We start from the raw sequence: 19,705 nt of genomic DNA, 5'->3' as shown, positions 1-19,705 counted from the left end.
TGTATTTTCAAAATAATAGGTTAAAAGTACTTTTTGCATTGAGTACCGCCACGCTGGAAGGGGACCAGCCATTGAGCAAAATCGCGATAGTCGTCTGATGCTCGGGAAGATAGAACACTTTTCCCACAAACCCATACACGTGCCCGTCGTGGCCGATGGCGGTACCATGGTCCGTTTCGATTTTCATTAACCCTAAGCCGTATTGCTTGTAATATTTCAACTCGTCGGGCAATGTACCCGGGTCGATGTCCTGGTAGGTCTGCATGAGTGCGAGCGAAGCGGGCGACAGGATTTTTCCGGTCAGTAATGCTTCCAGAAATGCGGCCATATCGCCGGAAGTGGAGATCATCCCGCCATCGAGCTGCCCCTCGCCGCCTACCGCGTTGTTATCCACCCAGGTCACTTCCTGCATCACCCCGTCGGTTTCGAAGTAAGATTGCGTAAGCGATGCCGGCAAAACCACGCTGGCGGAAGTATTGCGCAGCCCGAGCGGCTCTATCGCCTTTTCGCGGACAATATGATAGGCACTTTTCCCGCTTACAGCCCGGATAATCTCCGAAAGCAGCAGGTAATTGGTGTTGCAATAATTGCCCTTGCCCAGCGGAAAATCCGCCGGCTTGTCGTACACGAGCGCGAGATTCTGTGCGGCCGAATACTTCACAATGCGTCCGCCGGCAATGCCTTCGATCGTCTCATCGCCGAGGTATTCACGGATGCCCGAGGTGTGGTTCAGGCATTGCTCGATGGTCGCCTCGCCGGCGTTGGCAATGCGGCTGGTCACTGCGGCCGGCAGGTATTGGCTGATCTTGTCGGTGATCGACAGCCGCCCTTCCTCCTGCAACCGGAGAATGGTGACCGCCGTGAATACCTTCGACATGCTGCCGATGCGGAGCGTATTTTCAGGGGTCATGGCCATCCCTTTGCCTTTGTCGGCATTCCCGCCTGCGCCGTGCCAGATGCCCTTCGGCGAGCGAACGGTCACACTCACGCCCGAGGCGCCCGCCTCCATGAACCGGGTAACGATGCGCTGGTACTTCTCCGCGTCGGGATGATCGCCTGGGGGGACGTGATCGGTGGTGCAGGAGAGCGTCCATATCGCCAGCATGGGGATGAGGAAAGCGGCCTGTAATGCGGTGCGGATGCTCCGGGGCCGGGCATGCCGGCGGGTAGTCTGGTTTTTCATCTTTGTTGATTAAATGTTCGGGACAAAGATGAAATCCGGAGCGCCTGGTATCGCCCCGTCGTGTAGGATGGCACGAAGTTGGGCGCCGGGCCCCTTTGATTCCTATTGAAGGTGGATATCCTGCCGGGCCAGGAACTCACTGGGTGCCAGGCCGGTACGCTTCTTAAAATTGCGATTGAAAGAAGTTTTGGAATTAAACCCGCATTCGAGGGCCAAATGCAGCAAAGTGTACTTCTGGTTTTCAGGCAACCCGGCAATCCTGGTAAATTCGGCGATCCTCAGCGCATTGACGTAGTCGTAGAAGCTCTTGTTACCTACCATATTGAGCACCTGCGAGAGGTGGTTGGCATTGGTACCGAGCTTCTCCGACAACTGCACCAGGGTGAGCTCGGGATCGGTGAAAAGCCGCTCGCGCACCATTAAAGCTTCCAGGTTTCCATAAATCAGCAAAGCTACATCCCGGCTCAATCCCGACCTCGCATACTTCGATTTTACAACGGTATCCTGTGCTGCATTGCCTGCCCCGGCAATCGGTTCCTCAGGCCCGGCCGTCTCCGCCGCCAGCGACGCAGCTGCGCCATCCGGCGCAGCGTTCCCCTGCTCCCAGGCGAGCTGCGATTGATCGGTAAAAATCCCAGTTTGCCGGATCCCGAAATAACCGATGAAACACACGAATGCTACCACCGCCCCAAAAATATAGGCTTCGTTGTCGAGAAAGATCGTCAGCCAGATCACCGATATTCCGACGATCAGATACCGCAGCCAGGCCAGGTTGATTTTTTCGGTATTGGAAAATTGCGCATCGATCCGCCTTCGATGCCTTTGCAGCCGGAGCCACGAAGCCCATGCATACGACACCCCTGAAAGTACGATCGCACAGAGCAAGAGCAGCTGCGGCTCGCGAAACCCTTCCCCTTCATGCTGGTAAACCCAAATCTTGCGCCCGGGTGTAAGCATATAAAACGGGATAATGTAGAGATAAGCCAGCGCCAGGGGTACGAAATGGAGCAACCGGTATCGCCGCTTGTGCGTAAGCCGGGTAAGTTCGGAGGTGTAGAGGTACAGCAGCGGCCCGTAAGCCAGCGGAAGCGGGATTTCGACACCCAGCAAATAGGGAAATTGCAGGTATTTCCCGCTCGCGACGGAATAGTAAAGCCCCAAATGCACCCCAATCAGCAGCAGCCAGACCAGCAACACATAATCGGCACTGGTTTTATGGTGCTTACCCCATAAAATAACGGCCAGAAAGAAGGTTATTGCCAGCCCTATCAGACTCAACATATGCAACAATGGAAATGGGAACGCGGTTAGTGCTGGCTAACTTAGCGATTTTTGGAGGAATCCTGTTAAATCACATCCAGCGAAAAAATCTTCTCCAACTGCTTCTGATTGACCCGTGCAGGCTACTGCCTCATCTTTCCCCCGGAAAATGCCGGACTTGCATATGGTGTATTCAGGGAATGGCCAAATTAGCCAACAGCGCTCTTAAAACAGCTTTTCGTGCGACAGATCATTCATTTTTACATAGTCGGACGGACGGATGCCGATGATTTTGTAAAAGGTAGTGCTGAATGTCGGGACACTGTTGTAACCCACCAATGCCGCCGCCTCTTTCACCGGCATATGCTCTTCCAGCAGAAACCGCAATGCCCGCATCATCCGCTGAATGGTCAGGTACTGCACGAACGACATCGCCACGTCTTTATGAAACAACCTCGAAAGGCTGCGTTCGCTGAAACCGAAGCGGCGGGCTAGTTCAGGGAAAGCGATCGGCTCATGCAGGTTGTTCTCCATAAAACGTATCACTTTATCGAGGCGCTTGTCCTTCGCGTAGGGCAATGCAAGCGGCAGGTTATAAATGCTGATTTCCGGTAAAATGTATTTCAATGCCATCGCGAACAGGTAACTGCTCTTGTCGGCCTCGTGGATATCCCCGCTCCATTGGTTACTGAAAATCACCATTTGCAAAAGCAGGTCGTTTACGGGATAAATGCCCGTTTCGAAATAGAAAGGCTGGTCGCCGGGCTCTACCGGAAAATACAAATTCCGCATGATCACGTCCGGCGAGCCCGGATGAATGCTGTGCTCCACCCCGGACGGGATCCATATATAATGCCGGGCAGGCAGAAAATAGGTCTTCTGCGGTGTCACCACATGCACGATCCCGCCCTGCGTGTAAAGGAACTGGCCCTTACGGTGCGTATGCGGGGCCACATCGTTTTCGCCCATCAGGTCGTGCATGCAGTAAATGCTGCGGGGCTGCTTGTCGACCTCCGTGAGGTAATACATCCGGTCGATTTTAGACATGGCGTAAATGGATAAATGTTTGACTTTGCAAGATAATAAAGCCACTTCAAAACGTCGCACCTTTGCTTCACAATTTAAATCACCCATAAGTCCTATCACAATGAGACCTGCGGCCACGTTCTGGCAGTTCACACTCAGCAAAGTGCAATTCCGAACAAAACCATTCCCGAGAAGTCATTACTCATTATCAACCCCTTACAAACCCGGGTCTGTAACAGCCAGCGCGGTATTTGCGGGCGCATTGCTGCTCTCCTCCGCAACGCAGGCGCAAACTTCCCGGCGGCTGTCACTGCCTGAGGCATTGCAAATCGCGGTGGCCAATAACCGCGACATCCGCCACGCCCGGATCGAGCGGGCGGTCACCGAAGCCGACATCGACGAAAAGAAGGAGCTCCGCCTCCCGGAAATTGACTTTCACGCATCCTATGCCCGCATTACCGATCTGACGGAGTACCGCCACGGCCTGGGCGACAAGGTTGTGACGCACACGATCCCCGTCATTGCCGACCTCACCGGCTCCGCGAAAATGCCGCTTTACACCGGCGGAAAGATCCGGTATGCGATCCGGAAAGCGCAGCAGCAGGATGAGATTGCCTCGCTGGCCGTGCTGAAAACGGAAAACGACGTTAAAATGGAAGCGACGGAGCTGTTTTTCAGCGCTTATAAAATGATGGAGCTCGATAAGCTGCTGCAAGAACATATCCGGGAAGAGGAAGACCGGCTTGCCGAAGTACGGTCGTTCAAGGCGCACGGTGCCGTCACCCGCAACGAAGTACTACGGGCCGAATTGCAACTTTCCGATATACGCCTCTCGCGCACGACCAACCGCAGCAACATCGAAATCGTGCTGCATGATTTGCACACTTTGCTGGAAATGCCGGAAGAGGTTGCCCTGGAACTCGACACGGCCCGCCTGCTGGACGCCGCCGTACCGGTTGAAGACCTGCATTCCTACCTCCACGCAGCGCTCAGCAAAGATGAAATGCGCATATCTGAAAAGATGGAAGCCGTTTCCGAAACTGAGCAGCGGATCACACGGGCTGCTTACCTACCTAGCATTCACCTGTTTGCCTCCTATGGGTTCAACTATCCCAACTACATGTTTTTTCCGCCCGATCCGTACCTCTATACATTGGGGCGCGTGGGGGTGGAAGCGACTTACGGCCTTTCCAATTTGTATAAAAACAAGACACGCACGCACATCGCCCGCATGCGTACGGAAGCGCAGCAGGCGCAAACGGGCATCGTTAAAAACCGGGTAATGGACAATGTATTCAAACACCACACCGAACTGAAAGACCTCCTCGAAACCATTCCCGTGAAAGAAAAGGCCGTCACCCAGGCGACCGAAAACTACCGCATTGTAAAACTCAAATACCTCCACCAGCTCGCGTTGATCACCGAAATGCTCGACGCCGACAATGCGCTTCTTCAAGCGCGTTTCGATCTGCTGACTGCCCGCATTAATGCTACCGTCAAACACCGGCGGTTGTTGTACGCGTCCGGTCAGCTGCCCTGAGGCCTTTTTAACCCCAACATATTTCAACACATTCTCATGAAAATCCGTAAAATCCCGGCCGAACACGGCCCGTTCCATACCGCTATAACCGTCATTGCCAGCGTGATCGCGTTGGCCGGCATTGGACTGGGCATATGGTTCTTGATCATTTACAGCAACTACGAAGAAACGAACGACGCGCAGGTGGACCAGTACGTAACACCCGTTGCCACCCGCATTACCGGCTACGTACAGCAGGTACGGTATGCCGAAAACCAGTTTGTACACCGCGGCGACACGCTTATCGTGATCGACAACCGCGAATACCGGGCGCATTGGGGTATGGCTACGGCCGAAATCAGCAATGCCAGGCACCACGTTTCGGCAGCACGCAAAAATGCCGCGTCGACCCAAAGCCATGTAGCCGTGGGGCAGGCGCAACTGGACGCCGCCCGGACGCTGGTTTGGAAAACAAAACTGGAATACGAACGCTACGAAGCCCTGCTGCAAGAAGAAGCGGCTACCGAACAGCAGGTCGAAAAAGTACGGGCCGATTACGAATCCGCTCGGGCACATTACGAAGAAGTGAACAGGAACATCCGGGCATCGGAATTGGCGACTTCGGAGGCGCTCGCTCAGGTACCCGTGGCCGAGTCGATGATGGAGGTCAGGAATGCGGCAGCCGATAATGCGGCATTGTATTTGTCGTACACGGTCATTACGGCGCCCTACGACGGCTGGGTAGGCCGGAAAACCATCCAGCCCGGGCAGCTCGTGAAGGAAGGCCAAACGCTGGTATCGGTGGTGAGCCGCGAAAAATGGATCACGGCGAATTTCAAAGAAACGCAGATCGCCGATATGAGGGTGGGGCAATCCGTTACTTTCAAAGCCGACGCATCCCACGGCCGCACTTTCAATGGCCGGATCGAGTCGTTTTCGCCGGCAAGCGGCGCCCGGTTCTCCATCCTGCCGCCCGACAATTCCACCGGCAATTTCGTGAAGATCGAACAACGCATTCCGGTACGCATTGCCCTTACCGATCCCGGTTCGCAGACGGCCTTTCTCCGGGCCGGTATGAACGTCACCGTTACCGCTGCTCACCAGCATTAGTATCGTGAACAAGCAACCTGTTTTCAAAAGTTGGGTACCCGATTGGCTCATCAAATCGGTGCTGATATGCTGTATGCTGCATACGATGGTGCTGCTTGGATTGTACACCAGCAATATGACCTACTCGGCCAGCTTCCTGGACGTCGAACCCGAGGATTTGCAATTTGCGATGAGCGTCACCTACGGAACATTCCTGGCGACGTTGCTCGTCGAGAACCGCATTTTCCGGTATTTCCCGACCCGGAATTACTTTATCGCCATTTACGCGCTCGCCGCGCTCACATTCATCGCCTCCGCATACACGCACGATTTTGTCCTGTTCCTCATGCTGAGGGCGGCGGAGGGCGTTCTGATGGCCTTGCCGTGGGTGCCGCTGCGCATTCTGCTGCTTACCCGCTTCAAATCGAGGAATGCGACCATCATCGTATTCTCATTCACTTATGGAATGCTGCTGATGGCCTCTCCGTTCATCATGAACATCGCCGTGTGGCTGCTCGAAAATTACGACTGGAACTACATGGCTTACGGCTCCGCATTTTTCCAGCTTTTGTGCGTCGCATTGGTATTGCTGGTTTTCAACGGGCACCGTTTCCACCGCAAAACACCGCTCTTCCAGATCGACTGGGCGAGCCTCGTGCTGGTACACGCGGCCATTCTGTGCGGGGCGTTCGTGCTCGTGTACGGAGAGAAAAGATACTGGTTCGAATCGCCGCTCATTGTTGCGGCCTGCGCCGGTGCGGCCATTACCTCCGCCCTGTTCATCTTGAGACAACAGCTCGTAAAGCGCCCTTGTTTCGATTTTGCGGTGTTCCGCTATGCCAACCTTCGCACGGGCCTGCTCCTGTTTGTTGTTTTTTATGTTTCGAGGGCCACGCTCAATCTCTGCCATCAGACCATGACAAAAGTGTGGAACTGGGAGCCCGTCAGGGTCGCGCACATCCAGTATCTGAATGTGGCCGGTAATGCAATCGGAATGCTGATCGCCGCGGCTTGTATGTCGCGTTCGGTTGCTACCCGGTACATTTTCATGCTGGGCTTTTCGGTATTGGCCATTCACCACCTGTGGTTCACGTTCCTGTTCGTACCGGATGTATCGCTGGCAGACATTGCCATTCCATACCTGCTGCAAGGTGTCGGTGTGGGTGTGCTATTCGTGCCGCTGGTATTGTTCACCGTGTCTTCCACGCCTTCACATCTGGCCCCGTTTTCCGGGACGGTCGGTGTCACCGGCAGGTTTTGGGGCAGCACATTGGGTTTTTGTGTGATGCAAAATGCGTTGATTGTTTTGCAGCAAAAGCATTACAGTAAATTACAACAGATACTAACCCCTGAAAACGCCGAAACGCAGCATTGGCTGGCCGGCTCGACGGCCGGGTTCGTCACGAAAGGCTTTTCCGAAGATCAGGCGACGGGCCTTGCATTCCGCCAGCTCAGCCAGCGCCTCACCACGCAAACGACGCTGCTGGCCGAAATGGAAATTTTCACATACGTCGGCTACGCACTGCTGGCCGCCGTGGTGCTGATGATGTTGAATGGCCATTTGCGGCAGACATTCGATATTTTGAAAAACCGGATTTGGGGTACTTAGTTAAAAAAACCAGGCGGCCGGTTGAATGCCGGCCGCCTGATTACTATTGCTCGTCCCCGCCGCCGAGCGCCCGGTAAAGGTCCGTCACGGCATTGAATTGCTCCCGACGGATATTGATGGCTTCGAGATCGTTCTGCAATGCATTGTTCTGCGCCGTGATCACTTCCAGGTACGTGGCCATTCCGCTCCGGTAGAGCACGAGGGCGTCCTGGTTGGCTTTCGTCAGCGACTCCTTCTTTTCGCCCACCAGCCGGAGCCGCGTTGCCACGTGCTCCGATTTGGCCAGGGCATCCGAAACCTCTCCCACGGCCGTCAGTACCGACTGCCTGAACTGCACCGCCGCCTTTTGCTGCTCGATCTGCGCAATCTCGTGGGCCGTTTTCAATTGCTTTTTCTGGAAAAGCGGTTGCGCGATATTCACCGCCACGGCTTTCACCATTGAGCCCGGCAAATCGAACCAGGTATTAAACTTAAAAGAGTTCGCACCAATAGACGGCGTGAGGCTGATCGCCGGGTACATGGCCGCTTTGGCCAGGCCCGTCTGCGAATTGGCTGCGATTACGGCATATTCCGCGGCCTTCACATCGGGCCGGCGGCTCAGCAGGCGCGCCGGAACATCCCCGGGCAAAGTCATGCCGGAAGCCAGCGCCAAAGCTGCGCCGGAGCGCTGAACGCTGTCGGGATAGCTGCCGCAAAGAATGCTCAATGCATTTTCCTGCACCGCAATATCCTGCAATGCGGCCGGTATGAGCAACTCGGCGGTTTTCTTTTGTGCCACGGCCTGCTCCAATGCCAGCGAGTTGACCTGCGCCGACGCATATTGCAAGCGGATCATATTCAGCGTACTATCGCCGAGTTCCACATTGCGCCGCGCTATTTTCAGCTGTTCGTCGAGCGTTACGAGGTTGTAATATGCCCGCGCTACCTGCACCACAATGCGGGTACGCAATGCCGAAAGGTTTTCTTTTTGGGCAAAATAACTGGCCAATGCGCCCTCGCGCTGCATGCGGGTTTTACCCCAGATATCAGCCTCCCAGCTCAGCCGGATGGTCGCGCTGTAATCGTCCATATAGCTCGTGCCCAGGAACTGGTCGCTGAGGGAACCGTTGAGCGAGTTGGTGGAGAGCCAGGTACGGTTAGCCCCCACGCTGAGGTCGGCGGTAGGCAGCAGGCCCAGCTTCGCCTGCCGGTAGGTCAGGTCGAGCTGCTGCATGTTCATCATCGCCACGGCAATGTCGTTGTTGTGAACCAATGCCTTATCGATGAGCGCAGCAAGGGTAGTATCCCTGAAAAACGCACGCCAAGAAAGCTTCACCGAGTCCGCCGTGAGGGCGATCGGCTGCGCTACCGGCGACTCGCCGGATTGCCGGTATTTCTCTGGCACGTTCAGATCGGCCCGGCTGTACTCCTTCCCCACCCTGCAAGCCGAAAGGGACAGTGCCAGTACCAGGCCTGTTATGATATATCGATTGAATGTTCTCATTGTTATCCGTTTACTATTTCAACTGGCCTTTTACCCGACGCCTTTTCCTGCAAATACTGGAAGAGCATATACAGCAGCGGGATCACGATCACCCCGAGCACCACGCCACTGAGCATACCCATGGCGGCACCGGTACTGATCGACTTGTTGCCCGAAGCCGAGCCGCCGGTAGCCAGCATCAGCGGTACCATCCCCACTATAAATGCCAGCGAGGTCATGATAATCGGCCGCAAACGGGCCCGCGCCGCATCCAATGCCGATTCCACTATCGACAGCCCCGCGCGCCTGCGCTGCACGGCGAACTCCACGATCAGGATCGCATTTTTGGCCAGCAAACCGATGAGCATGATCAGCCCGACCTGTACATATATATTGTTGTCGAGCCCGATGGACTTGATCCCCAGGAACGCTCCGATGATACCTGTCGGGATCGAGAGCAGGACGGCCAGCGGAAGCAGGTAACTTTCGTATTGCGCCGCAAGCAGGAAGTATACAAACAGCAAACTGAGCGCGAGGATCAGCATGGTTTGGTTTCCCGAGGATTTTTCTTCCAGGCTAAGCCCCGTCCATTCGTAGCTGTAATCGCCGGGGAGCTTGTTCAGCACATTGGTTTCGAGGTTATCCATGATCGCCCCGCTGCTGGCACCTGGCGCAGCCACCACATTGATCGTCAATGAATTGTAGAGGTTATACCGGCTCACCGATTCAGGCCCGTACACTTTTCTGAGCGTTACCAGCGATTTGACCGGCACCATTCCGCCCTGGTCGTTGCGCACGAATATCTCGTTAAACGCCTCCTGGTCGGTACGGAAAACACCATCCGCTTTCACATTCACGCGGTAGAACTTCCCGAAACGGGTAAAATTCAGCGACTGGTCACCAGCGAAATAGGTCTGGATCGTCCCCAGCATACCATCCACATCCACGCCCATTTGCGTTGCCTTTTCCTCGTCCACTTCCAGTTCCAACTGCGGATAGTCGGCGCGGAACATGGTGTAGGCGTATTGCACACCCGGCTGCTGCATAATCTGCCCCATTACGCTGTCGGCCATCGCTTTAAGCGCGGCGGGGTCGCGGCCCATACGATCCTGCAACACGATTTCCGCTCCGCTGGTGATCCCGTAACCTTCCACAGGTGGGGAGCGGAATGCCATGGCCGTACCTTCTTTCACGGTGGCGAGCTTGCCGGAGATAATACCGAGGATTTCATCGATATCCTGCACCTTTCCGCGTTCTTTCTGCTCTTTTAATTTCACAAAGCCAGTGGCATAGGCAGCGCTTGCATTACCACCCAGGATATTGAAACCGGTAATGCTCGTGTTGCTTTCAATTGCCTCGATATCGGACAGGAGCTTGTCGATCTTGTTCGCGGCTTCGGTCGTGCGGGAGAGGGCGGTACCCGGAGGCATGCCAAGGCTGTACACGATAAAATTGTCGTCCTCCATCGGCACGAAGCTGCGGGGTGTGGTGGTCATGAGGTAAACCGCGAAACCGGTGATCGCCGCAACAATTCCGGCAGCCAGCCATCTTTGTCCAGCCAGGAAACGGACGCCTTTCACATATCGGCCCGTCATGCTGTTGAAACCCGAGTTGAATGCCGCAAAGAAGCGCTGACTGAAATTCATCGGCTTGCCGTGGCCGCCTTCCGCGTGGGTGTTTTTCAAAAGCAATGCGCAAAGCGCGGGTGTCAACGTCAACGCGTTGATCGCCGAAATGATGATCGCGATGGCGAGCGTGTAGGCAAACTGCTTGTAGAACAGCCCCGAGGAGCCGGTCATAAAGCCGATTGGAATAAACACCGCCGACATCACGAGTGTAATGGAAATTACCGCGCCCGTAATCTCGCCCATTGCGCTGTGCGTGGCCTCGCGCCCGCTCATATGCGAGCCTTCCATCTTGCTGTGCACCGCTTCCACGACCACAATCGCGTCGTCGACCACGATCCCGATCGCCAGTACCAATGCAAAGAGCGTCAGGATATTGATCGTAAACCCGAATGCGAGCAGGAAGAAGAAGGTCCCGACAATGGCGACCGGCACCGCAATGGCCGGAATGATCGTTGACCTGAAATCCTGCAAAAACAGGAATACGACGATAAATACCAGTATAAATGCCTCGATCAGTGTGGATTTCACCTGGCTGGTACTTTCATCGAGCCGGTCTTTGGTACTCATCAATGTTGCGTAACTGATGCCCGGCGGAAACGAGCGGGATGCTTTTTTGATCTCGTCTTTCACACCGATCTCGATCTCGTTCGCATTGGAACCGGAAGTTTGCAGGATGGCTACGGATACTGCATTACGGCCGTTGTCCTTGTTATTACCGCTGTAACTGATCGACCCGAACTCGACCCGTGCGACGTCTTTCAGCCGCACCAGCTCGGTACCGTTCCTTTTCACGATGATATTCTCATATTCCTCGGGCAAATTCTTCTTGCCTTTGTACCGGATCACAAATTCGAGCGCAGCATCCGATTCCTCCCCCAGCTTGCCCGGCGCGGATTCGAGGCTCTGACGGCCGATGGCCGATGTCACATCCGACGGTATCAGCCCGTAACCTGCCATTTTCTGCGGGTTCAGCCACACGCGCATCGAGTAGTCCTTCGACCCGAACACCTGCGCCTGGCCTACGCCCGGCACCCGCTTGATCTGCGGGATCAGGTTGATATTCACATAGTTTTGCAAAAACAGCTCGTCGTATTTGGCATTATCTTCCGCATACACGTTGAAGATCATGATCATACTGTTCTGCTGCTTGGAAGTCGTAAGCCCCATCCGGATCACTTCCTGCGGGAGGATCGGCGTGGCTTGCTGCACGCGGTTCTGCACGTTCACCGCGGCCTGATCGGGGTCTACGCCCTGCTTGAAAATCACGCGGACGGAGAATGTACCGTCGTTGCTGGCCGTGGACGAAATGTATTGCATGTTCTCCACGCCGTTGATCTGCTCTTCGAGGGGTGTCACCACCGAGCGTAGCACCGCCTCGCTGTTACCGCCGGGGTAGCTGCCGCTCACAAGCACGGTAGGCGGCGAAATGTCGGGAAAACGCGTAATGGGAAGCCGGGTAAGGCCGATAATCCCCAGAATGACGAACACGACGGAGATCACCGTTGCCAGTACCGGCCGGTCTATAATTGATTTTAACATGACTTGATTTCAGTTGTTGATGATGCTTTACTTGCCTGTCGCGTCCGCTACACCCGTCTTACCCGGTTCTACCGGCATGCCTTCGGTGAGGACGTCGATGCGGTTCAAAGCGATGCGGTCACCTTCTTTCAACCCGCTTTTAATGATGTAATGGTTTTTTGCCCGGCCGCTGACTTCGATGGGCCTCATCGCCACCTTGTTGCTATCGCCGAGGGCAAATACAAAATAGCGGTCCTGAATGTCTTTCACACTGGCAAGCGGCACGGTGAGCGCGTCCGTTAGGGTCCTTCTCAAAACTACCTTCCCGGTTCCGCCCGAGCGCAGCACTTTATCGGGGTTTGGGAAAACGGCTTTCAGTGGAATGCTGCCGGTTGCACGCTCGATATTACCGCTGGCGATTTCGACGCGGCCTTTTTGTGGATACGTCGTGCCGTCGGCCATGATCAGTTCCACTGTATTCAGGCCTTCGTCGGTCTTGCGGTCTTTCATGAAAGATATGAAGTCGGATTCGCTGAGCGAGAAATACACAAACACGTTATTAATCTCCGAAAGCGTGGTCAGCGGGGCGGCGTCTGCCGGCGTTACCAGGTTGCCGATCCGGTTCGGGATACGGCCAATGTAGCCGCTCACCGGCGCTTTGATGAGGCTGAAAGCGGCATTGATCTGCGACGAGCCCAATGCCGCTTTCGCCTGGGCAACCTGTGCTTTCGCAGATGCATAATTCGACTCTACGGTTTGCAGCTGCACCGGCGACATGACCTTGCCCTGTACGAGCGGCCTCATCTTTTCCAGTTCTATCCGCGCACTTTCCTCGGCGGCCAGCGCGGCTTTCAACGCAGCGTCGGCGTTGTTGACCTGCTCCTGGAACACATCGCCCTTGATGCGGAACAGCGGCTTGCCTTTTTGCACGTATTCACCTTCGCGCACGTAAATTTCATCGAGGTAGCCCGATACCTGCGCTTTGATATCGACATTCACCGAACCCTCGATCGAGCCCGGATATTTCTTTTCCACCTGCGCCTCCGATTGCCGGATCTCCTGGAAATCGACGCTCACGGGTGCATTCTGCATAGGCGGCTGCTCCTGTTTCGGTCCGCAGGACGATACCCACGCGACCAGCCCGATGAGGAGAACCTGTCTTGTTTTTTCACGGCTTAACATGAATCCCTGTGTCATTTTTAGAAGTTGATTTTTGTGCAAAAAAATGCAGATTTCGTGCCTATGACCGGTTTAAACTGACCGAACCGTTGATTTTCGCGACCGAAACGAAGAATGGCCCTACCGAATCCGGGCGGGGAATCCGGGATGCGGGCCGGCGCCGTTTCAGTCGCGTGCTCGTGCGGTTCGGTACCCGATTTCCACGCATTGGATCAATTTTCGGCGGGTATCGGGCGGCGCGTTTTATTTTTGTAGTGAAATAATGCAAGCTGCCCTTGGTTAAAGGCTGGAAGCGCATTTCATCGGAAACCTGACAAATGGAATGGCCAACGGAAGAGACGCCTATTTTTTGAACAATAAAGGGATACGCATCCTGGTGGCGGTGCTTGCGTTCCTTGCGTCGTACCTGGTATCCTACATCCTGGATCCTTTCGCGGCCTACTGGCAGCATTATTTCGAACGCAAGCCGCTCCTCATTCTCGGCGACTGGCTGGTATCTTTCCTGTACTGCCTTTCGATCTCCGAGATCAACATCGCCATCGGTATGCGGCTCAACAGGCTGATGTCCTGGAAAGAACACCCCGGCAAGCGGCTTATCCTCGAAACCTGCTTCAATCTGATTGCCGTGCTGCTGCTCAACCTGCTGATCAACATCGCATTCATTTACCTTTCCGATGAAAAACAGCTGCTGCTCCTCGAATCGGGGATGACGATCGAAGAAACGCGGGGTATTATCCAATGGATGGTGGTGAGCACGATCATCGCGATCATGATCATGGGCATCAACATCGGCAATTACCTGATCATGAACTGGCGCAATGAGGCCATCCAGGTGGCGCAGCTCAACCAGGCCGCTATGGAAGCGGAATTACAATCGCTCAAATTGCAGATCGACCCGCATTTCGTGTTCAACAACCTCAGCGTACTTTCGGAACTGATCCTCGAAGACCAGCAGCTGGGCTATGAGTATGCCGAGAATTTCTCGCGCATTTACCGCTATATGCTGGTTAATTCCAAAAAAGATGTGATCCCGCTGGAAGACGAACTGAAATTCCTCCACTCGTACATGTTCCTGATCGAACACCGTTTTGGAGAAGGAGTATTATTTGAAATCGACGTCGACCCCGCACACCGCCATTTGCTGATGCCGCCGCTGACACTGCAACTGCTCGTGGAAAATGCATTGAAGCACAACCGCACCAGCAAAAAGGAGCCCCTGGTCGTGCGGATTTTCAGCAACGAGGACAAGGAGCTGATCGTCGAAAACACGCTGCTGCCGCTCGAAAAACCCATTCAGTCGTCGGGCATCGGGATAGCGAACATTGTGCGAAGGTTCAACCTCCTCTCCCATCGCCAGCCCGTCATTGAAACCGACGACCGCACATTCAAAGTGATTATCCCATTGATAAAAATATGATTGATACCATTCTGATCGTCGAGGACGAAAAGCCCAATGCCGACCGCCTGCGCAGGCTGATCAAGGCCATCCGGCCCAAAGCCGAAATCGTGGGCGTACTCGAAAGCATTACCGAAACCGTAGAATGGCTCGGCCAGCACCCGCACCCGGACCTGGTGATGATCGACGTGCGGCTCTCCGATGGCCTGAGTTTCGAGATCTTTGAAAAGGTGCGGATCGAATGCCCCGTCATTTTCACCACTGCCTACGACGAATATGCCGTGCGGGCATTCAAATACAACAGCATCGATTACCTCCTGAAACCCGTGGAGCAGGACGAGCTGGAAAATGCATTCGCCGAAGCCGAAAAACTGACCCGCCGGCTCGACTTCAGTTCGCTGGAAGGGCTTCTGAATTTCGTCCAGCCGAAGGAATTCCGGAGCCGGTTTCTGCTGCCTTTTAAAGACGGGTACAAAACGGTGCTCGTGAGCGACGTGATTTATTTTCACTCCGAATTCAAGATCACACGCGCCTGTCTCGCGGATGGTTCCGAAGAAGTGCTGGTACAGACGATGGAAGAGCTTGAACAGCAGCTCAACCCGAAGGAGTTTTTCCGTGCCAACCGGCAGTTTATCATTCACATCGATGCCATCGCCCGCATTCACCATCATTTCAACGGAAAACTTAAAATCGATATCCGCAATCATCCGGAAGTAGAAGTTCTTGTAAGCCGCGAAAAGGCAAATGTGCTGAAAGCGTGGCTGGATTATTAAACGGTGGTTCAAAAAGGTGCGTACAGCAGTAGAAACAAGTCTTTTACCGGTTACTAACTTATTAGCGTCAAAATTACATTATCCGGCGTCACGGCTTTTTTTGCCCGATTTTTGATAGTACTTTACTCAATTATTACCATTTGTACACCCTACTTGACGCCTTCATGCCCAAGACTTTTACTGAAATCTCCGAGTGGATCGCCGCAAACATTTCGAAACACGCGGGAATAGATCCTTCCGAAGCAGCACTCGACACCGACATCGTTAACTTTCGGTTAGATTCCCTCATTCTCGTCAACATTACAACAGAGCTGGAAGAATACATCGGGATGGAATTAAGCCCTTCCATTTTTTGGGAGATGCGCACCATCGCGGCCACCAGCCAATGGATTGCAGAAAACCAGGAAATATAAAACCCCATTTCCGTCATGCAAACCCCGCTCATGTCTGCGACGTCGATATGGTCGTCGAAAACCGAGGTTAACCAAAATTATACCGGGCTCATCGCCGACATCCGCCAGTCGGACCCGCTTCATTTCAATATGTTCGGTGACCTGGTGGCGATGGACTACGCCAACGTGAAAAAGATCCTGTCCGATTCGGAGAACTTCAAGAACTTCGACTTTACCGAAAGGTTCAAAATCGTGTCGGCGCTCTCGAATAACGACCCCGGCCTGCTGGAATTCGGCGAAAGTCTGCGGTACTGGTTATTGTTCATGAATGGCGAAAAGCATGCAGAACACCGCCGCTTCGTAAACCAGAAGTTTTACCAGGCCGATTACGAGAAGATTACGCTCGACGCGATCCGGGAGGTTATCGCCGGACTTGACGGAAAAGAAGAAACAGACATCGTGGAAATGGCGCGTCAGTTTAGCTTTCTGATCATCAGCAAGATTATCCAATTGGAAAAAGCGGATTACGATTTCATCCAGAAGTTTTCCTACGTCATCACCTTTATTTTCGAGAAAACACTGTCCGTCACCGAATTGCTGGAATGCGCGGCGATGTCGCGGGAGTTCCACGGATATCTTTCCGAGACATTTACCCGCCAGGAAACCGAGGCTACCAACAGCCTTTTGCTCGAAATGAGGGAGATCATGGGGAGCGACAGGGCCCCGCAGCTGATCGGCACCTGGGAGTTCCTGGTTAATGCCGCCACGGAAACTACTACCCTGCTGCTGACCAAAAGCATTGCGGCTTTGATTGAAAACCGCGACCAGGTGATCAACTGGAACGCCCATAATGAATGCGCCATCGCCGTAGAAGAACTGATCCGCTACGTAAGCCCTGTGAACTGGATCCCGCGGCAGGTGGCACACAGCATGGAATTTGAGGGTTTGAAACTCAGAAAAGGCCAAACCGTGCTGTTGGGCCTCGCTTCCGCCAACCGTGACCCGTCCGTTTTTCAAAACCCGGATACCTTCATGCCTACCCGCAAGCCTAACCCGCATATCGGTTTCGGCTTTGGAATGCATCATTGCCTCGGCGCGCGCCTATCCAGGTTCGAAATGCAGAAGTTCCTGCCCCGCTTCATGGCTGCGTTCCCTGATATCCGTTTACACCCTAGCAAAAGCCCTGAATGGGATTCCAAAATCTTTTTCAGAGGGTACAAGCGCTTACCCGTGCTCTTAAAATAAAAGGGCATGATCAAATTCACGGATTTCTCCTATTTACTTTTACTATCTCTCGTTGTTGCCGCTTATTATAAGGTACCCGAGGCCAAAAAATGGGTTTTTCTGCTGGTCGCCAGCTTGTTGTTCAATCTCAGCTGGAGTGGGGAATACCTGGCCGTTTGGCTCGTCCTCGTCCTGATCTGCTACGCATCCGGGAAGGCATTGGCCAACCAGGCCTATTCCAAAAAACACCGGAAAGCATTGCTATCGCTCTCGATCGTGATCTGCCTCTCGCCGCTTTTGTTTTTCAAATACCTGGTACCGGTCCATAACTCAGTGTCCCTGGTAGCGCTCAACTGGATTGCACCCATCGGGATTTCGTATTACACGTTCCTGATCATCGGCTACCTCTACGACGTTTACCGCCGGTACATCAAGCCGGAGAACCACCTGGGCTATCTGATGATCTACCTCGGGTTTTTCCCCACATTGCTCGCAGGCCCGCTGGAACGTACGCGTCAGCTCGTCCCGCAGCTCAGGGCCCCGAAACCGTACGAGGCCGAGAACATCAAGGCAGGCATTTACTTCATTATCTGGGGATTGTTCAAAAAAATCGTCCTCGCAGCCAGGCTTGCCGACATTACCAGCCCTGTTTTCGACCGGCCGGATGCCTACACCGGCATTTCCGTCACACTGGCCATTCTGCTGTTTTCGGTCCAGCTCTACTGTGATTTTTCGGGCTACTGCGACATTGCCACCGGCTCGGCGAGGTTGCTGGGGATCAGGCTAAGCAAGAACTTTTCGAACCGCTACTATTTCACCCCGTCGCGGACGGAATCGTGGAGCGCCTGGAATATCACGGTCACGTCCTGGTTCCGCGACTATATCTTTTTCAATATCAGCAAAGGGGTTACCAGCCAGAAACGGCTTGAATTCAACCGCCTGCTCACCTTCATCATTACCGGGCTCTGGCATGGGCCAAGCTGGTCGTTCGTGATCTGGGGATCGCTGCAATGGGCCTATATCAATTTTGAAATGCGTACGAAAGGTTTCTGGCAGCGGTTTTATGCCAAACTCCATCTTCCCACGGGCACGCAGGCGCATTATGTGTGGCGTGTGGTCGTGAGGCTCCTCACGGGCACTCTCATCATGGGTTGGTTCCGTGCCGCGGAGCTGGGCAGCGGCGTCCGGCTGTACAGCAGCATGTTCGGGTTCAGATCCGGCAGTACGTCCTTACTGACATCCAGCTTGTTGCTGACCGTCGCATTGTTTCTCGTGATGGATTTTTTCAACTACAAAATGGGCGAGAAAGAGGATATTGCTTCCTATATGCTGAAGAAAAGCACGTTGTACCGGACATTGTCGGTGCTCCTGCTCGTTCAGCTCGTGCTGATATTCGGAAGGCCTTCGGTAGGTAATTTTTATTACATCCAGTTTTGATTAACCCTTACGCGACACCCGGCATCATGACCGTCAAAATCACCAAATGGCTCCTGCTGCTTGTCGCCTTCAAGGTGGTGGTGATGCTGGTCGTCGCGCAGTTTTACACCGACCCGCGGCGCGACATCACGGCAAGGGAGCAGCTTTGCCGGGCGTTCAATCCGAATACCGTTTTCATCGGCACCAGCCGCACCCAGTACGGAATCGACCCGGCGCTTTTCGACGCATTGAACCGGCAGAAAACGCGGAGTTATAATTTTGGCATATTCAGCCTCTCGCCTTATAGTTCCATTCAAATCGCGGACGATATGCTCTCGGCGAATCCGGCCGTAAAAACGATCTACATCGAACTGAGCGCGCTCGATTACAGCACCGTGGCATTGCCGCCGCAGCAGGTGGTTCAGGATGCCGTTTTCCGGGCCCGTTTGCTGGCCGGCTGCCCCGACATCGGTTTGCAGGAAAAAACCGGCAGCTTCCTGGCGGGCCTCAACACCACATTGTTTCAAATGGTGTCCATTGCCCCGCAAGTACTATCCGCCAAGAAAGCGCTCACCCCCGGCACCGACCCGATCGAAGGCGGCGCCAACCTCCTGCCGAATGGCTACCAGTCCGTTACCACAGCTCTTTCCAAAACGAGCGACCGCATTGCGGCAAACAAAACCTCGACCGAACAAATGCTGGCGGTTCGCCCGCAGACGCAACGAAATACCTATTACATTTCCCGGATCTGCCAGCTGATCGCCCGCGCCGCACAGCAGGACAGGAAAGTGATTTTTTATTATCCCAACAACATGACCCGCGGTGAGCAGCTGATCCTGTCGCAAGTAGCGCCGTTTCTGCCGGTTGAGAACCTGATCCAGCTGCCGGAACAACCCCTGTTCGATGCGCTTTTCAAACCCGAAAACCTGTTCGATGCACACCATCTGAACCGGAAAGGGGCAGCGGTATACACCCGTTTTTTGCAGGAAGAGTCCGCCAGACGATAGAACTCTGGCAATTTTGCAACTTTT

At 54.2% G+C, this 19,705-nt stretch carries 15 protein-coding genes; 9 read left to right on the top strand and 6 right to left on the bottom strand.

Going from position 1 to position 19,705, the window contains the following annotated elements:
• Positions 1–7: 7 nt before the first annotated feature.
• The 3 genes from J2Y43_RS10660 to J2Y43_RS10650 form a co-directional block, all read right to left on the bottom strand.
• Positions 8–1,183: a serine hydrolase domain-containing protein gene (locus J2Y43_RS10660; RefSeq protein WP_309982194.1), complete on the bottom strand. Its 1,176-nt coding sequence runs from the start codon at positions 1,181–1,183 to the stop codon at positions 8–10.
• 102 nt (positions 1,184–1,285) lie between these two features.
• Positions 1,286–2,464 carry a helix-turn-helix domain-containing protein gene (locus J2Y43_RS10655; RefSeq protein WP_309982192.1) on the bottom strand — a complete coding sequence of 393 codons (1,179 nt, stop codon included), beginning with the start codon at positions 2,462–2,464 and terminating at the stop codon, positions 1,286–1,288.
• Between the two features lie 204 nt (positions 2,465–2,668).
• Positions 2,669–3,490, bottom strand: a complete 822-nt coding sequence (locus J2Y43_RS10650) for an AraC family transcriptional regulator (RefSeq protein ID WP_309982190.1) — start codon at positions 3,488–3,490, stop codon at positions 2,669–2,671.
• Positions 3,491–3,590: 100 nt separating this feature from the next.
• Between J2Y43_RS10650 and J2Y43_RS10645 the strand changes: the two genes are divergently transcribed.
• Genes J2Y43_RS10645 through J2Y43_RS10635 form a run of 3 tightly spaced genes read left to right on the top strand, consistent with a single transcriptional unit; the run spans position 3,591 to position 7,686 of the window.
• Positions 3,591–5,009, top strand: a complete 1,419-nt coding sequence (locus J2Y43_RS10645) for a TolC family protein (protein ID WP_309982188.1) — start codon at positions 3,591–3,593, stop codon at positions 5,007–5,009.
• Positions 5,010–5,045: 36 nt separating this feature from the next.
• Positions 5,046–6,098 (top strand): HlyD family secretion protein, encoded by a 1,053-nt coding sequence (locus J2Y43_RS10640; protein WP_309982186.1) that lies wholly within the window; start codon positions 5,046–5,048, stop codon positions 6,096–6,098.
• 4 nt (positions 6,099–6,102) lie between these two features.
• Entirely contained in the window at positions 6,103–7,686 is a 1,584-nt protein-coding gene (locus J2Y43_RS10635) for an MFS transporter (protein ID WP_309982184.1), read from the top strand.
• 43 nt (positions 7,687–7,729) lie between these two features.
• Here the strand turns inward: J2Y43_RS10635 and J2Y43_RS10630 are convergent, their stop codons facing one another.
• From J2Y43_RS10630 to J2Y43_RS10620, 3 genes are read right to left on the bottom strand one after another with little or no spacing between them, the layout of a single operon-like run.
• Positions 7,730–9,169 carry an efflux transporter outer membrane subunit gene (locus J2Y43_RS10630; RefSeq protein ID WP_309982182.1) on the bottom strand — a complete coding sequence of 480 codons (1,440 nt, stop codon included), beginning with the start codon at positions 9,167–9,169 and terminating at the stop codon, positions 7,730–7,732.
• A 2-nt stretch (positions 9,170–9,171) separates the two neighbouring features.
• Positions 9,172–12,315, bottom strand: a complete 3,144-nt coding sequence (locus J2Y43_RS10625) for an efflux RND transporter permease subunit (protein WP_309982180.1) — start codon at positions 12,313–12,315, stop codon at positions 9,172–9,174.
• Between the two features lie 27 nt (positions 12,316–12,342).
• Positions 12,343–13,476: an efflux RND transporter periplasmic adaptor subunit gene (locus J2Y43_RS10620; RefSeq protein ID WP_310226484.1), complete on the bottom strand. Its 1,134-nt coding sequence runs from the start codon at positions 13,474–13,476 to the stop codon at positions 12,343–12,345.
• Between the two features lie 319 nt (positions 13,477–13,795).
• On the opposite strand from J2Y43_RS10620, the gene J2Y43_RS10615 reads away from it, so the two are divergent.
• From J2Y43_RS10615 to J2Y43_RS10590, 6 genes are all read left to right on the top strand, one after another.
• Entirely contained in the window at positions 13,796–14,890 is a 1,095-nt protein-coding gene (locus J2Y43_RS10615) for a histidine kinase (protein WP_309982176.1), read from the top strand.
• Entirely contained in the window at positions 14,887–15,642 is a 756-nt protein-coding gene (locus J2Y43_RS10610; protein ID WP_309982174.1) for a LytTR family DNA-binding domain-containing protein, read from the top strand. Before J2Y43_RS10615 ends, J2Y43_RS10610 begins: the two co-directional genes overlap by 4 nt.
• Positions 15,643–15,806: 164 nt before the next feature.
• Complete coding sequence (locus J2Y43_RS10605; RefSeq protein WP_309982172.1) at positions 15,807–16,055, top strand: acyl carrier protein; 249 nt, start codon at positions 15,807–15,809, stop codon at positions 16,053–16,055.
• A 15-nt stretch (positions 16,056–16,070) separates the two neighbouring features.
• On the top strand, positions 16,071–17,279 hold the full coding sequence (locus J2Y43_RS10600; protein WP_309982170.1) for a cytochrome P450: 1,209 nt from the start codon (positions 16,071–16,073) through the stop codon (positions 17,277–17,279).
• A 6-nt stretch (positions 17,280–17,285) separates the two neighbouring features.
• The gene (locus tag J2Y43_RS10595; protein ID WP_309982168.1) at positions 17,286–18,695 is read left to right on the top strand and encodes an MBOAT family O-acyltransferase; all 1,410 of its coding nucleotides are present in this window, start codon (positions 17,286–17,288) and stop codon (positions 18,693–18,695) included.
• Entirely contained in the window at positions 18,692–19,681 is a 990-nt protein-coding gene (locus tag J2Y43_RS10590; RefSeq protein ID WP_310226481.1) for a hypothetical protein, read from the top strand. The genes J2Y43_RS10595 and J2Y43_RS10590 overlap by 4 nt, the downstream gene beginning before the upstream one ends.
• Positions 19,682–19,705 lie beyond the last annotated feature (24 nt).

It is taken from the genome of Dyadobacter sp. BE31, assembly GCF_031457695.1.
Classification (GTDB): domain Bacteria; phylum Bacteroidota; class Bacteroidia; order Cytophagales; family Spirosomataceae; genus Dyadobacter.
This window is presented reverse-complemented; position numbering and strand designations above follow the sequence as displayed.